This is a genomic window from Spirosoma aerophilum (assembly GCF_054782495.1).
Genome location: NZ_BAAGSJ010000013.1, coordinates 1,341,429 through 1,354,806, shown reverse-complemented (window position 1 = coordinate 1,354,806; position 13,378 = coordinate 1,341,429). Strand labels below are relative to the sequence as shown.

General features: G+C 50.1%; 15 protein-coding genes. 9 read left to right on the top strand and 6 right to left on the bottom strand.

The genetic code is table 11. From position 1 onward, the window contains the following. The first annotated feature begins 87 nt into the window (after positions 1-87). The 8 genes from ACYVK4_RS17040 (at position 88) to ACYVK4_RS17005 (ending at position 8,887) form a co-directional block, all read left to right on the top strand. A complete protein-coding gene (locus ACYVK4_RS17040) occupies positions 88-1,335 on the top strand; it encodes an ABC transporter permease (protein WP_461128723.1) in 1,248 nt (415 codons plus the stop codon). Positions 1,336-1,437: 102 nt separating this feature from the next. After that, complete coding sequence (locus tag ACYVK4_RS17035; protein WP_461128722.1) at positions 1,438-2,592, top strand: ABC transporter permease; 1,155 nt, start codon at positions 1,438-1,440, stop codon at positions 2,590-2,592. A gap of 104 nt (positions 2,593-2,696) precedes the next feature. Beyond that, positions 2,697-4,082, top strand: a complete 1,386-nt coding sequence (locus ACYVK4_RS17030) for a sigma-54-dependent transcriptional regulator (protein ID WP_461128721.1) — start codon at positions 2,697-2,699, stop codon at positions 4,080-4,082. Next, positions 4,079-5,359 (top strand): sensor histidine kinase, encoded by a 1,281-nt coding sequence (locus ACYVK4_RS17025; RefSeq protein WP_461128720.1) that lies wholly within the window; start codon positions 4,079-4,081, stop codon positions 5,357-5,359. The genes ACYVK4_RS17030 and ACYVK4_RS17025 overlap by 4 nt, the downstream gene beginning before the upstream one ends. Before the next feature lie 106 nt (positions 5,360-5,465). Further along, positions 5,466-6,209, top strand: coding sequence for a molybdate ABC transporter substrate-binding protein (gene modA / locus ACYVK4_RS17020; protein WP_461128719.1), 744 nt, complete (start codon positions 5,466-5,468; stop codon positions 6,207-6,209). Positions 6,210-6,218: 9 nt separating this feature from the next. Beyond that, complete coding sequence (modB, locus tag ACYVK4_RS17015; protein ID WP_461128718.1) at positions 6,219-6,884, top strand: molybdate ABC transporter permease subunit; 666 nt, start codon at positions 6,219-6,221, stop codon at positions 6,882-6,884. Beyond that, positions 6,881-7,723, top strand: a complete 843-nt coding sequence (locus tag ACYVK4_RS17010) for a sulfate/molybdate ABC transporter ATP-binding protein (RefSeq protein ID WP_461128717.1) — start codon at positions 6,881-6,883, stop codon at positions 7,721-7,723. The genes modB and ACYVK4_RS17010 overlap by 4 nt, the downstream gene beginning before the upstream one ends. 111 nt (positions 7,724-7,834) lie before the next feature. Next, on the top strand, positions 7,835-8,887 hold the full coding sequence (locus ACYVK4_RS17005; RefSeq protein WP_461128716.1) for a spore photoproduct lyase family protein: 1,053 nt from the start codon (positions 7,835-7,837) through the stop codon (positions 8,885-8,887). Positions 8,888-8,923: 36 nt separating this feature from the next. Here the strand turns inward: ACYVK4_RS17005 and ACYVK4_RS17000 are convergent, their stop codons facing one another. The 6 genes from ACYVK4_RS17000 to ACYVK4_RS16975 all read right to left on the bottom strand — a co-directional run bounded on the left by ACYVK4_RS17000 (position 8,924) and on the right by ACYVK4_RS16975 (position 12,250). Continuing rightward, positions 8,924-9,106, bottom strand: coding sequence for a hypothetical protein (locus ACYVK4_RS17000; RefSeq protein ID WP_461128715.1), 183 nt, complete (start codon positions 9,104-9,106; stop codon positions 8,924-8,926). 20 nt (positions 9,107-9,126) lie between these two features. After that, on the bottom strand, positions 9,127-9,321 hold the full coding sequence (locus tag ACYVK4_RS16995) for a hypothetical protein (RefSeq protein WP_461128714.1): 195 nt from the start codon (positions 9,319-9,321) through the stop codon (positions 9,127-9,129). A 36-nt stretch (positions 9,322-9,357) separates the two neighbouring features. Beyond that, positions 9,358-9,792 (bottom strand): DoxX family protein, encoded by a 435-nt coding sequence (locus ACYVK4_RS16990; RefSeq protein WP_461128713.1) that lies wholly within the window; start codon positions 9,790-9,792, stop codon positions 9,358-9,360. A gap of 114 nt (positions 9,793-9,906) precedes the next feature. Continuing rightward, complete coding sequence (locus ACYVK4_RS16985) at positions 9,907-10,296, bottom strand: DUF779 domain-containing protein (RefSeq protein WP_461128712.1); 390 nt, start codon at positions 10,294-10,296, stop codon at positions 9,907-9,909. Positions 10,297-10,318: 22 nt separating this feature from the next. Further along, on the bottom strand, positions 10,319-10,627 hold the full coding sequence (locus tag ACYVK4_RS16980) for an EthD family reductase (RefSeq protein ID WP_461128711.1): 309 nt from the start codon (positions 10,625-10,627) through the stop codon (positions 10,319-10,321). A 108-nt stretch (positions 10,628-10,735) separates the two neighbouring features. Further along, positions 10,736-12,250 carry an aldehyde dehydrogenase family protein gene (locus ACYVK4_RS16975; protein WP_461128710.1) on the bottom strand — a complete coding sequence of 505 codons (1,515 nt, stop codon included), beginning with the start codon at positions 12,248-12,250 and terminating at the stop codon, positions 10,736-10,738. 117 nt (positions 12,251-12,367) lie between these two features. On the opposite strand from ACYVK4_RS16975, the gene ACYVK4_RS16970 reads away from it, so the two are divergent. Beyond that, on the top strand, positions 12,368-13,303 hold the full coding sequence (locus ACYVK4_RS16970; protein ID WP_461128709.1) for an AraC family transcriptional regulator: 936 nt from the start codon (positions 12,368-12,370) through the stop codon (positions 13,301-13,303). The last annotated feature ends 75 nt before the right edge of the window (positions 13,304-13,378 follow it).

The window sequence follows — 13,378 nt, the reverse complement described above, 5'->3', positions numbered from 1 at the left end:
GAGTGAATGAGTGGACTGACACGCTAACCGCTCTTTCACTCTTTCGTCAACCACTCTTTCGCTCATTCACTCTTTCGCTCTTTAATCATGCTACTGAACTACATAAAAATCGCCTGGAAGGTATTGCTGCGGCATCCGTTTTACACCTTCATCACGCTTTTCGGTATCAGTCTCACGCTGACCGTTCTGATGGTGCTGACCTCGTTTCTGGATCACCTGATCGGGAGTCATTATCCCGAAACAAACCGGGATAGAACCCTCTATGTCATGCAAATGCATCTACGGGATTCGAGCCGAACTTCGAATAGCAATGGCCCCATGAGTTTTAAGTTTTTGACGGATTATGCCAAATCAGTAAAGTCCGCTGAGCGGGTCACGATCACCACCTTTATCAATAGCTCGAATGCTTACGTCGGCTCGCAGAAAATCAAGCTCAATACCAAGTTTACCGATGCCGATTTCTGGCAGGTGACCAACTTTGATTTTCTGGAAGGTAAGCCCTACAACGAGCAGAATATTGCCAACGGCGACTATGTAGCGGTGATTACCGATGATTTTAAGAAACACTATTTTGAGCGTGCCAGTGAATCTGTCGTAGGAAAGGATGTTGAAATTGAAAACATTCATTACAAAGTGATTGGTGTGGTGAAAGCCAGTCCGGTCACCCGGCCGTTTACCTACGCCGATGTTTTCTTTCCATACACGGCTCCCAAAAGTAACTATCAGGGCACCGGCATGCGGGGTGGTTATGTGGCCATGATTCTGGGAAAAGATAAAGGTGACTTACCGGCTATTCGGGAGGAGTTTCAAAGCAACATTGGCCGAATTCCACGGCCCGGCGTTCAGGATGGGTTTAAATTCGCAACACTTGACGTGGATAGTGAGCCATACCTCGACAATTTTCTGGGGTCGATCCTGAATGGAAATCCGGGCATGAAAGCCATCTTTTTCGGTATCATTTTCTTTGTCCTGTTTATGCTGATGGGATTACCGGCCATCAATCTGGTGAATATCAATGTGAGCCGCATTATGGAACGGGCATCTGAAATCGGTATTCGAAAAGCCTTTGGGGCACCCATCCGAACACTCATGTGGCAGTTTATTGTCGAGAATATTTTCATCACGTTCATTGGTGGAGCAATCGCCCTGGTGTTGACTTTCATCGTCATTCAGCTGATCAATACCAGCGGCTGGATTGCCTATGCCGACCTGACAATAAATCTGTATGTGTTCGGAATCAGCATAGTCGTATGCCTACTCTTTGGCCTCCTGTCCGGCGTATTGCCCGCCCTCCGCATGTCGAAACTAAACATCGCTGAAGCGCTTAAGGCATAAAGAGCGAAAGAGTGGAAGAGTGAAAGCGCGAACATGCACGATCACCGTTCCCTCTTCCCTACTTTCGCTCATTCTCTCTTTCACACTTTCGCTCTTTCACTCATGATCCCTCATCTGCTAAAATTAATCTGGAATAAAAAGAAAGCCCACGCGCTGCTCATTGTTGAGATCTGGGCTTCGTTTATGGTGCTTTTCGGGCTGGCAACGCTCATTGTTATTAATGTGAAAAATTACCGCGAGCCAATCGGATTTACCTACGAAAACGTGTGGGCCATCGGGCTGAAAAGCAATCAGGACACGGTTGCTATCGCCGAGAAACTTCAGCGGGCGACGCAACGATTGAAAGCGTACCCTGAAGTCGTATCGGTGTCGCGCATGAGCAGTAATTTTCCGTTTTCAGCCAATACCATGAACAATGGCATTGAGTACAAAAAACGGAAAGTGCTGGCCGACTTTTACGCAACCGACGAAAACTTCGCCAAAACACTCGACATGGCCGTCCTAGAAGGGAAGTGGTACCAGTATGCCGATAGTGTCGGAAAATACACGCCGGTTGTCATCAACCAGAAGGTAAAAGAAGAGCTGTTCGAGAATGAAAACCCACTGGGTAAAATCATCGGCGATCGTTTTAAAGTGGTGGGCGTTGTCAATACCTTTAAATCAAAAGGTGAATTTATGTCGGATAAACCCGCTCTCTTTGAGCTGTTTAAGCCCAACGCCACCTGGAACGATACGATGCTTATTAAAGTGAAACCCGGTACCGATGCTGTCTTTGAGGCTAAACTGGTGAAGGAAATTGCCGCCATGATGACGGGTTGGAACGTAGAGGTCGATTACCTGACAGATTCACGGAAAAATCAGCACAACCTCGTCCTCGTGCCCATCATTATTGCGCTGATTGTCTGCAGCTTCCTGCTGATCAATGTCGCGCTGGGCCTGTTCGGTGTGTTGAACCTGAGCATTGCCAAACGCCGGGGCGAAATTGGATTGCGTCGGGCCCTGGGTGCTACGGGGAACGGAATCTCTACTCAGTTCATCGGCGAAATATGGGTATTAGCTACCTTCGCGCTGTTAATCGGGTTGTTGTTTGCCGCTCAGTTTCCTTTACTCAATGTATTTGATGTAAAATCGGGCACCTATGTAACGGCCATTCTGATTGCCATGCTGATCATTTACGGAATAGTCACCCTGTGTGCCTTATTCCCCAGTCGGCAGGCAGCAGGCATCCAACCGGCCACGGCTTTACATGAAGAATAAATGTACAACGGAATGGTATTTCGTTGAGCCGTCAGGCTAATTAGTTGGATCTTCCAGGCCTGACGGCCCAACGGAAACCCTTTCCGTTGTACACACCTAGTAACATGCTCCTCATCATAGACGACGATATTGCCATTCAAACTTCCCTTTCCTTATTGTTCAGGAAAGAGGGATTCACCGTTCGCGTAGCCGATGGTCCCTTCGACGCGTTCGAGGTGCTGGATCAGGAAACGCCTGAATTGATACTGCTCGACATGAATTTCTCGGTGTCGACCACCGGCGATGATGGTATGCGTTTACTGCGTAGGCTTCGGGAGCGGATACCCACTGTGCCGGTCATTTTGATAACGGGCTGGGGGAGCATCGACCTGGCAGTGGAAGGCATGAAAGCAGGAGCAAAAGATTTTATCACAAAACCCTGGCAGAATGACCATCTCGTGCAGTCGGTGCGGACGGCCCTCAATCTGGCGCTGCCGTTGGTCTCGTCCCCCAATCGCCGGAAGCTCGACCAGCAGTTTCGATTTGATAACATCGTGGGTGAAGACCCGACGCTGCTCGACATCCTGACAACCATCGGGCGGGTGGCTCCCACCGATGCCCCTGTGCTCATTACCGGCGAAAGTGGCACTGGCAAAGAACTCATTGCCGAAGCCATTCACCAAAACAGCCGACGCCATCGGCAGCCGTTCGTAAAAGTGAACCTCGGCGGCATCTCATCGACTTTGTTCGAAAGCGAATTGTTCGGGCATGTGCGCGGGGCTTTTACGGATGCCAAAACCGACCGGGTGGGGCGCTTTGAACTGGCTAACAAAGGATCTATTTTTCTGGACGAAATTGGCGATTTGGACCCCGCCAGTCAGGTAAAACTACTGCGGGTGCTGCAGGACCGGACCTTTGAGCCGCTAGGCAGCAGCAAATCCCGTACGGTAGATGTACGCGTGATCTGCGCGACCAACCGAAATCTGGAAGAGATGGTCAGCAAGGGGCAATTTCGGGAGGATTTATTTTACCGAATTAACCTGATCTCGGTGCGGCTCCCTGCCCTTCGCGAACGTCCCGGCGATATTCCTTTATTAGTCACTTATTTTGTTAATAACCTGAGAACGATTTACGGTCGGCCCGATCTCCGGGTGAGTTCGGTGGCGCAGAAGTGGTTAACGAATCTGGCGTTGCCGGGAAATATCCGTCAGCTGAAAAACGTGGTGGAGCGTACCGTTCTCCTGTCGGCCAATGATGAATTACAGGCTGATGATTTTGAAAAAAACCTGACGTCCGGACCTGCATCTGCTACCACAAACCGCAACGTTGTTCAAACATTACCCCAGGTTGGGAGTATGACTCTGGAGGAAATGGAATACCAGATGATACAGCGGGCGATGGCGTTTCACCAGAATCGGGTGTCTAAAGTAGCGAGGGCGTTGGGCATTACGCGTTTTGCACTCTACCGCCGATTGGAGAAATTTGGCATTCCCTACACCACAGAGGAATGAGACTACCCCTGCGAACGCGTTACCTGATTTACATCACCCTGCTGCACCTCCTGCTCGTGGGGCTGATTGGCTGGGAGCTTCGGGAAAATAAGCTTCTTTTCATTGCGTCGGAAGTTCTGATTCTTATATCGGGTTATGTGGCCATCCGCATTTACCGGGCGTTCCAACAGCCATCGGAGTTTATTGCGTCCGGTATTGAGGCTATCCGGGATAAAGATTTTACCGTCAAGTTCGTCCAAACGGGCAATCAGGAGGTCGATGAACTCATCACGGTTTATAACCTCATGATCGACCAGCTGCGGCAGGAGCGTACCCGGCAGGTTGAACAGCAGTTTTTCCTGAACAAGCTCATTGAAGCGGCTCCTATTGCCATCTTAATCTTTGATTTTGACGGGAATATAGCTTCCATCAATCCCCGGGCCAGTCAACTGTTGTCGGTTCTGCCCGATCAGGTGGTTGGTAAACAACTGTCGGAGATTGGCTTTTCGCTGCTGGCTCAAATGGCCGATCTGGCTGACGGGGAGTCGAAGGTGATGAGGCCAAACGGCATTGAAACGTTCAAAGTGCTTCGGTCCAACTTCATGGATCGTGGCTTCCGGCGGTCGTTTCTAATCATCGAAGAACTAACCCCCGAAATCCTGGCCACAGAACGGAAGTCGTATAGCAAAGTGATTCGTATGATGGCCCATGAGGTGAACAACTCCATCGGGGCCGTCAACTCCATCCTCGATGTAACGACGTCCTACGTAAATGAGCCGGATGTAAAACACGCCATTCAGGTCGCTATTGAGCGAAATAACCGGCTTAATCGCTTCATGAGCCGCTTCGCTGATGTTGTTCGGCTCCCTCAACCGCAAAAACGATCTGTCGATGTAAATGAACTGGTTCGTAATGTGGTACAGTTGTTACAACCCCAGGCCACAGGGAAAGGGGTTGCATTGGAGGCCGTCTCGGCAAAAACGAACTGGCAGCTAATCGATACGGAACAAATAGAGCAAGTATTGATCAACGTCATCAAAAACGCCATCGACGCCTGCACCGCCGGACAGCGTGTGGAAGTCATCGACACACCAGCATCTCTAATGATTCGCGACAATGGGCAGCCCATCGCTGCCGAAGTTGCCCTCAACTTATTTAATCCGTTTTACAGCACCAAGCCCGAGGGGCAGGGGATAGGCTTAACGCTCACCCGGGAAATTCTGCTCAGCCATCAATTTGCGTTTTCGCTCAAAACAAACGGAGAAGGCTGGACGGAATTCCGGATTGAGTTTGCGTGATGGCCTGATAGCACGAGGGACCTGTTTCATGCCATCAATCCATCCCGTTTAAATCTACCTGGTAATCGTTATATTTGCGTGAATACAACGATTGCCATTTCGGTTTATGAAACAACTAATTCTCTGGCTTCTTCTCTGTCCATTAAGCCTGATTGCTCAGACGCTCCGGGTGGGGGTGGCCGCAAATGCGCAGTTTGTGATGGAGCAACTGAAGACGGAATACAAGAGGAAAACAGGAGCGGTTATTGAAACGATCGTTAACTCGTCCGGCAAACTCACTACCCAAATTCAGCAAGGCGCTCCCTATGATGTGTTCCTGTCGGCGGATATGCAGTACCCGCAAACGCTGCACAAAGCCGGGCTAACGCTTGAAGCGCCTGTGATTTACGCCTACGGGTCGCTGGTACTGTGGACGATGGGCGACTTACCCGTAACGGCTGATTTGGCCGTGCTGGCTAATAGCGCCGTTCGTCATATAGCAGTCGCCAATCCCGGAATGGCTCCATATGGTGAAGCGGCCCTTTCATATTTGAAATACAAAAAACTGTTTGATAAAATAAAACCCAAGCTAGTCTACGGCGAAAGCATTGCGCAGGTCAACCAATACGTGTTGTCGGGCGCAGCCGAAATGGGATTTACAGCCAAATCGGTGGTGCTCGATCCCAGCCTGACGAAGCGGGGGCACTGGGTCGATTTGCCGCAAACGGGCTATTCGCCCATTGCACAAGGCGTAGTTATTTTGAAACGAACAAATCAGGTGAAAGCCGCCCGCCAATTCGTTCAGTTTTTGCGTAGCCCGGATGCCCGGCGTATTTTGCAGCAGTTTGGTTACCGTTCACCCGCTTCCTGATTTTTTCTCATGCCCATCGACTGGGAACCCATTTGGCTGACTTTGCGCCTGGCCGGAATTACCACCGTTTTACTCCTGATGATCGGTGTGCCGCTGGCCGGATGGCTGGCGCTTAGCCGGTTTCAACTTAAACCGGTGGTCGAAGCACTCATCAGCCTGCCGCTGGTGCTGCCCCCTTCGGTCGTTGGTTTTTATCTATTGCTAACGTTCAGCCCAACGAGTTGGCTGGGTTCCTGGCTCTTGCAAACGGTTAATATTCAACTTGTCTTTTCATTCGAGGGACTGGTCATTGCGTCGTTACTCTATAGTTTACCGTTTATGGTTCACCCGATACAGGCGGGACTTGAAAACCTGCCTGTTTCGTGGCGTGAAGCGGCTTATACCCTCGGTCAATCACCCATACGAACATTCTGGCGGGTGTTGATGCCCAATTGTAAACCGGCTTTGCTCACCGGGATCGTGCTGACATTTGCGCACACCATCGGCGAATTTGGTCTCGTTTTAATGATTGGCGGGAATTTGCCGGGACAAACTCGGGTGGCTTCTATTGCTATTTATGATGAAGTAGAACAGCTTCATTTCGAGACGGCCCACGCCTACGCGGCACTCCTGTTGGGAATTTCCTTTGCGATACTTTTGCTCGTGTATGCCATTAATAAACGGGTAACGGTATGATTCACATCGACGTTGTCATGCCACGGTTATTTACCGAAGGCACCCGCGACTTACAAGTCAAGCTGGCAATCCAACCCGGCACGCTCACCGCTCTGATCGGTCCGTCCGGCTCCGGGAAAACGACCTTGTTGCGCTTGCTGGCTGGACTAGAGAGCCCATCCCAGGGCCGGATTACGGTCGGGGAGGAGGTTTGGCTGGATAAAGAAGAGAAGCTAAATCTACCCCCCCAGAAACGGTCAATTGGCTTTGTTTTTCAGGATACAGCCCTGTTTCCGAACATGACCGTTCTGGAAAATATTCAGTTTGCTGCCCCAAAAGGCCAGTCGGACTTTATTCAGGAATTGATCAACGCAACCGGTTTAGACGCTTTTATCAATACAAAGCCTGCCGCCTTGTCGGGCGGGCAGCGCCAGCGGGTAGCCCTCGCCCGTGCTCTTGTCCGCCAGCCAACGTTATTGCTGCTCGATGAACCGTTCGCGGCTCTGGATGCCGAGTCAAGTCAGCAGCTTCGACAGGTGCTTCAGTCATTACATACCCGTTGGGGCACAACAACCCTCCTGGTGAGCCATCACGAAGCGGATGTTGAGGCTCTGGCCGATCGGGTCATTCAACTCGTGCAGGGGCGCATACAAACCGACAGGCTAAGGAAAGAGCGGTTGTCTACTTCGCCGGTAACCGAACCCATAACGAGCATTACGTTTGATGAACAACTGAAACTGTGGGTCATTGACACCGCAACCACACAAATTCGCTCTTCAAATCCGGTCTGGGAACAGTGGAAGGCAGGTGATTTAATTCGGATAGTCGGGGAGGGGCTGGGGTGGGGTAGAATGACTTGAAATTTGCATTTTATTTTGATAACTATCAGAAATACAGTAAGTTGTGCTAATGACGTTCTGAACCAAACCCCACTTCCGAATGTTAATTAATTATATCTGCAAACGCCATTTATGCCCGATTTCAATCCGTCAATTATCCTGTATACTGCCGACGCGCTCAATGATAGGGGAAAAGCGGTTTTGTCTCAATTCCCTCAGGCCGAGACGCTCGAAGTGAAGCAGCATAACCGCTTACCGGAGCTGGGAATGAACCACTTCAAGGTGAAATCCGACGTGCTGGTGCTGGGTAAACTCAAAACGCAGGACATCAAATGGAGCGGCCGGAGTTCGGATTATATTGCGCCAAGTCTGGCCAATGGCTGCTTCGGGGCCTGTACGTATTGCTATGTCGACCGGCACAAGAACGTGAATCCCATCACGCTCTTTACCAACATCGACGAGAACCTGGCGAGTATCGACACCCACGTTAACTCGCTTGCGTGGCCTAAACCCATCAACCAAACCGACTCGATTTTCTGGACCTACGACATTGGCTGTAACTCCGATATCTCCGTTGACTACGACCTGACACCCGGTATTCAGCAGGTGTTCGAATTTTACCGCGATCACCCTAAAGCCAAAGCCACTTTCGCCACGAAATTTGTGAATCCAGCCATGCTCGATTTCGACCCGAAGCGCAAAATACGGATCCGGTTCAGTCTGATGCCTGCTCATGTCAGCAAGCTGGTTGATGTGCGGACTGATTCGATTGAGAAGCGAATAGCGGCTATCAACGATTTTTACGACGCCGGTTATGAGGTGCATGTTAATTTCTCCCCCGTTATCGTTTACAGCGGTCCTGATGGGGATAAGAAAGCCTGGCGAAACGATTACCGGGAGTTATTTCGTCAACTCGACGCATCCCTTCGCCCGGAAGTTCGTCAGCAGCTTAAGTGCGAGGTCATCTTCCTGACGCATAACCAACGGCAGCATCAGGCCAATCTGGCTATTAACCCAAAGGCCGAAGAACTACTTTGGGTGCCCGAATTGCAGGAGAGCAAAGTGAGTCAATTTGGCGGCTGGAATATCCGCTATGAGCACCAGCTGAAGCGTAAAATGATTGCCGTTTTTGAGGATATGGTCCACGACGAAATACCCTGGTGTGACATTCGATATATTTTTTAATGAAGAAGGCCCGCTACTAACGGGCCTTCTTTTTGATTAATCAACGCTGTTGGCGTTCTTCTTACGCTGCTCCACTTTATCCGGATCGTTTTTCTCCGTCCTCTTCTTTGTCGACCGTTGATGGCTCCCGCTTTTACCGGCTTTGCCTTCTTCTTTCTGATTCTTCGAGCTATTGGCCCCACCAATCTGTGGCGAATAGTACTTGATAAACAAGTTCATAACTGTAGCGATTGGCGGGTTTAGTTGCTTTTACTCCCCCCTTTACTGCCCCCCGATGAGCCACCGGCACTGCGGCCGCCTTTCGATGAACTCTTGTGCGATGTTGAACTGCGACCGTTGCCTTTTTCACCGTGCCCGGTACCGTTGTCCTGATTATCTGTAATGCGTTGACCTTCGTAGGATTCTTCGACTTTATCCAGGGTTTTGTTTGCCATAACGATGATGCGTTTAGTAATAAAACCCATAACCCATCAACGGGCGTGTTGTTTTACGTATTCATCCATGGAAAAGCGACCGGAACCGATCACCAGAAACACCACAAGGAGCAGCAGAACGATGACAGAAAGCCACAATTCTGAATTCAGGGAAGAAAGTCCCTGACGAATATTAACGAAGAATAACGCACCAACCAGAATGGGAAGCTGAAGGATGACCATTAGGCGGGTCAGACAGCCAAGGGCGATCAGGAAACCACCCATTAAGTGTGCAAACGCTACATAGTGAACCAGAATAACCGGGAAAAGCCCAAAGTGAAGCCCACCGACCAGATTGGTCAAATAGGCCGTATCGCTAATGAAACTCACACCTTTAAGAAAGAGAATGATCCCTAACACAATCCGCAAACCATCCGTCCACGCGGGGTGATGTGTGTCGCCCCAGTGTTCAACGCGATTCAACAGGTTCATAGCTGTAAGCGGTTTAGTGAATACGAACCGAATATAAGCGAAATGAACTTGATTGTCAAGGTGTTAATTAGGATTGAGACTGGCCCTGGCATTTATCCGTGCCAGCGTCCTTCTCTATTCCAGCGGACCGACATGCACCGGTGCCATGTGCCTGGCTTCGTCGGGTTCAAACAAACGGGAACGGATCATGAACCGAACGCCCATCGGTATTTCGAGCGAGAAACTGGCTCCCCGGCCGGGGGTGACGTCGATGGTCAGGTGTGTATGCTGCCAGTACTCGAACTGGTCGCTCGACATCCAGAAATTACATCCGTCAATCTGCCCCAGTAATACATCCGACGAGCCTATGATAAATTCACCTTCTTCATAGCACATCGGCGATGAGCCATCACAGCAGCCACCACTTTGATGAAACATCAGCGGACCATGTTCCGCCCGGACTTTATTGATAATAGCCAGAGCCGCCGGGGTTACATCGACGCGTGAAGTTGTTTGAGTCGTCATAAACGGAAATTAAAAACGTTTTTTACTCTAAAACCCGACATACCTGAGCCAGGGGCTGCACATCTGTAAAATTGGGAATATCGGCCATCAACTCGGGTCCCTGGGTGCCCATGCCTTCATTCAGTTCTTCGATAGAGTTGAAGGTTAGTCCGGTGATCATGGCGTAGGGAGGGAGGGCGTCGCCTACAACTACAGCTTCATTCATATCCACCCCAATCAGGCCAAACGGGGTAAGCCGCTCTTTCACCAGAGGAATATGTTTTTCCAGGTAATAGGTCAGATCAAACTGACTATCTTGTGTTTTTGGGTAAAGAACAGTTTGACGAACCATAGCGAAATAAGTAAATAGCGAAAAAATGAACGAGTGAGAAAGTGAAAGGTAGCTATTTGCCGGGGTTTTCACTCGCCAATTCGTTCATTCTTTCGCCAATTGTTGTGATCAAAAGAACCCAAGCTTATTCTTGCTGTACGAGATCAGCAGGTTTTTCACCTGGCGATAGTGGTTCAGCATCATCAGGTGGTTTTCCCGACCGAAGCCTGACTTCTTGTAGCCGCCAAACGGTGCGTGAGCCGGGTAATCATGGTAGCAGTTTACCCAAACACGACCGGCCTGAATCTGACGGGGAATGGTATACAGCTCATGCGCATCGCGGGACCAGAAACCGGCTCCCAGGCCATACAGCGTATCATTGGCAATGGCAACAGCTTCGTCGGCGTCTTTAAACGTCGTCACTGACAATACGGGTCCGAAGATCTCTTCCTGGAAAATCCGCATTTTGTTGTTGCCTTTGAAGATCGTTGGCTGGATGTAAAAACCGCCATCAATGGTATCGGCCGGACCACCACCGGTCAGCACCTCGGCACCTTCCTGCTTACCGATGTCGATGTACGACAGGATCTTTTCGTACTGATCGTTGCTGGCCTGAGCACCCATCATGGTGTCCGGATCCAGAGGGTGACCGAGTTTAATGGCTTTGGTACGGGCAATGACCCGCTCCATGAACTTGTCGTAGATGTCTTCGTGGACCAGCAGACGCGATGGGCAGGTGCAGATTTCGCCCTGGTTCAACGCAAACATAACGGCACCTTCTACGCACTTGTCGAAAAACTCGTCGTCATGATCGGCAATGGACTTCATGAAGATGTTCGGCGATTTGCCACCTAATTCCATCGTCACCGGAATCAGATTCTCCGACGCATACTGCATGATCAATCGTCCGGTGGTGGTTTCCCCCGTAAAGGCCACTTTGTTGATACCTTTATGTTGGGCCAGCGGCTTACCGGCTTCCGGACCGAAGCCCTGAATGATGTTGACTACACCCGCTGGTACGATACCTTCCAGCAACTCGAACAGGATCGTCAGCGACGTTGGTGTCTGCTCGGCCGGTTTGATGACTACACAGCAGCCGGCAGCCAGAGCCGGAGCCAGTTTCCAGGTTGCCATCAAGAGGGGGAAGTTCCAGGGGATGATCTGCCCCACAACGCCTACCGGTTCTTTTATGATTAATGAAAGCGTGTCGGCGTTCAATTCAGTGGCGGAGCCTTCTTCAGCGCGGATGACACCGGCAAAATATCGGAAGTGGTCGACGCAAAGGGGTAGGTCAGCCGCCATCGTTTCGCGGAGAGCTTTGCCATTTTCTACTGTTTCGACACGCGCCAGAAACTCCAGATTTTGCTCAATGACATCAGCAATCTGAAGCAATACTTTGCTGCGTTCGGCGGCTGATGTTTTCCCCCAGGTCTCAAACGCTTTTTGGGCAGCAGCCACTGCCAGGTCTACGTCGGCTGCTTTTGACCGGGGCATTTTGGCGATCAGGCTGCCATCTACCGGCGATGTGTTGTCAAAATATTCACCTCCGACGGGTGGTACCCACTTGCCGCCAATATAGTTTTCGTATTGAGTTTTGAACATAGGCCGGGGCATAATCTTGCTCGGCGCTTCAGCAGTTTGCATGTTTGAAAAGGATTTAAAGTTATTTAATTAGCTTCTTCACAAATTTTGCCGAAATTGTCCAAGTATTTTTGCGTTATCCTCTCAAATACTTACGAAATCCTCCCATCATTGAGTCGTATGAAAAAACTAGGGAAATTAGTCAAGCACGAAGCAGTTAGTGCCTGGGGAGCCCGATTGGATACACTGGTCGAGAACAAACTGACACTAAGCCACGATGCAGCAGAATTGCATCTGTATGAAACGTTCCAGCAGGCTCAGTTAATTCAGTTGCGATTTAATGCGCCCGTCATGACCAGTATGTTGAGCGGACGCAAGGTGATGCACCTTCGGGAGATGGAGCCGTTCAACTACCAGCCCGGCGAATCGTTGTTATTGCCGTCTGATCGGCTGATGCAAATTGATTTTCCCGATGCAACGACGAACGACCCTACACGCTGTCTGGCCCTAACGATTTCTGACGAATTCATCCGCGAAACCATTGCCGAACTCAACGAAGAGGTGCCAAGAGTCGAACTGGCCGATGAGTGGCAATTAAATACTGACAATTATCTCTTACAGAATGACCCGGAAATCAGCTCTCTGACCGATAAACTTATTCGGCTTTTCCGGGAAAATAACCCGTTCAAGACCTTCTTCATTAAGAATACCCTTCGTGAGTTAATTATTCGGTTGTCGCAGACACAGGTTCGAACCGGGCTCCTGCACAAAACCAGTCAGCACATTAACACAAATCGGTTGGCCTACATCGTCTCGTATATTCGGGACAATATCACCCGTAACCTGTCTGTTGATGAGCTGAGTGATAAGGCTTGCCTGTCACAATCGCACTTCTTCCGTCTTTTTAAAAGTGAATTGGGCATTTCTCCCGCTCAATTTATCCTGACTGAACGCATCCGCCGGGCCAAAACCATATTAAGCGATCCCGCTAAAAGTGTTACAGATGCCTGTTATGAATCAGGGTTCAACAGTGTGACGCACTTTAGTAATGCGTTCCGGTCCATTGAACATATTTGCCCGCGTGAATTCAAGCGACAGCTTGCCGGACTAAACTAAGAATGATTCGTACCTGCGGGCTTCAGCCCGAAATTTGAAGGAATGTCCTATACGGGCTGAAGCCCGTAGGTACGT

Excerpts from the sequence above, each read along its gene's own strand:
- modB (WP_461128718.1), top strand. The coding sequence starts at position 6,219 with ATGCCCATCGACTGGGAACCCATTTGGCTGACTTTGCGCCTGGCCGGA.
- ACYVK4_RS17025 (WP_461128720.1), top strand. The coding sequence starts at position 4,079 with ATGAGACTACCCCTGCGAACGCGTTACCTGATTTACATCACCCTGCTG.
- ACYVK4_RS17035 (WP_461128722.1), top strand. The coding sequence starts at position 1,438 with ATGATCCCTCATCTGCTAAAATTAATCTGGAATAAAAAGAAAGCCCAC.
- ACYVK4_RS17040 (WP_461128723.1), top strand. The coding sequence starts at position 88 with ATGCTACTGAACTACATAAAAATCGCCTGGAAGGTATTGCTGCGGCAT.
- ACYVK4_RS17030 (WP_461128721.1), top strand. The coding sequence starts at position 2,697 with ATGCTCCTCATCATAGACGACGATATTGCCATTCAAACTTCCCTTTCC.
- ACYVK4_RS17000 (WP_461128715.1), bottom strand. The coding sequence starts at position 9,106 with ATGAACTTGTTTATCAAGTACTATTCGCCACAGATTGGTGGGGCCAAT.
- ACYVK4_RS16990 (WP_461128713.1), bottom strand. The coding sequence starts at position 9,792 with ATGAACCTGTTGAATCGCGTTGAACACTGGGGCGACACACATCACCCC.
- ACYVK4_RS16995 (WP_461128714.1), bottom strand. The coding sequence starts at position 9,321 with ATGGCAAACAAAACCCTGGATAAAGTCGAAGAATCCTACGAAGGTCAA.
- ACYVK4_RS16975 (WP_461128710.1), bottom strand. The coding sequence starts at position 12,250 with ATGCAAACTGCTGAAGCGCCGAGCAAGATTATGCCCCGGCCTATGTTC.
- ACYVK4_RS17010 (WP_461128717.1), top strand. The coding sequence starts at position 6,881 with ATGATTCACATCGACGTTGTCATGCCACGGTTATTTACCGAAGGCACC.
- ACYVK4_RS16985 (WP_461128712.1), bottom strand. The coding sequence starts at position 10,296 with ATGACGACTCAAACAACTTCACGCGTCGATGTAACCCCGGCGGCTCTG.
- ACYVK4_RS17005 (WP_461128716.1), top strand. The coding sequence starts at position 7,835 with ATGCCCGATTTCAATCCGTCAATTATCCTGTATACTGCCGACGCGCTC.
- ACYVK4_RS16970 (WP_461128709.1), top strand. The coding sequence starts at position 12,368 with ATGAAAAAACTAGGGAAATTAGTCAAGCACGAAGCAGTTAGTGCCTGG.
- modA (WP_461128719.1), top strand. The coding sequence starts at position 5,466 with ATGAAACAACTAATTCTCTGGCTTCTTCTCTGTCCATTAAGCCTGATT.
- ACYVK4_RS16980 (WP_461128711.1), bottom strand. The coding sequence starts at position 10,627 with ATGGTTCGTCAAACTGTTCTTTACCCAAAAACACAAGATAGTCAGTTT.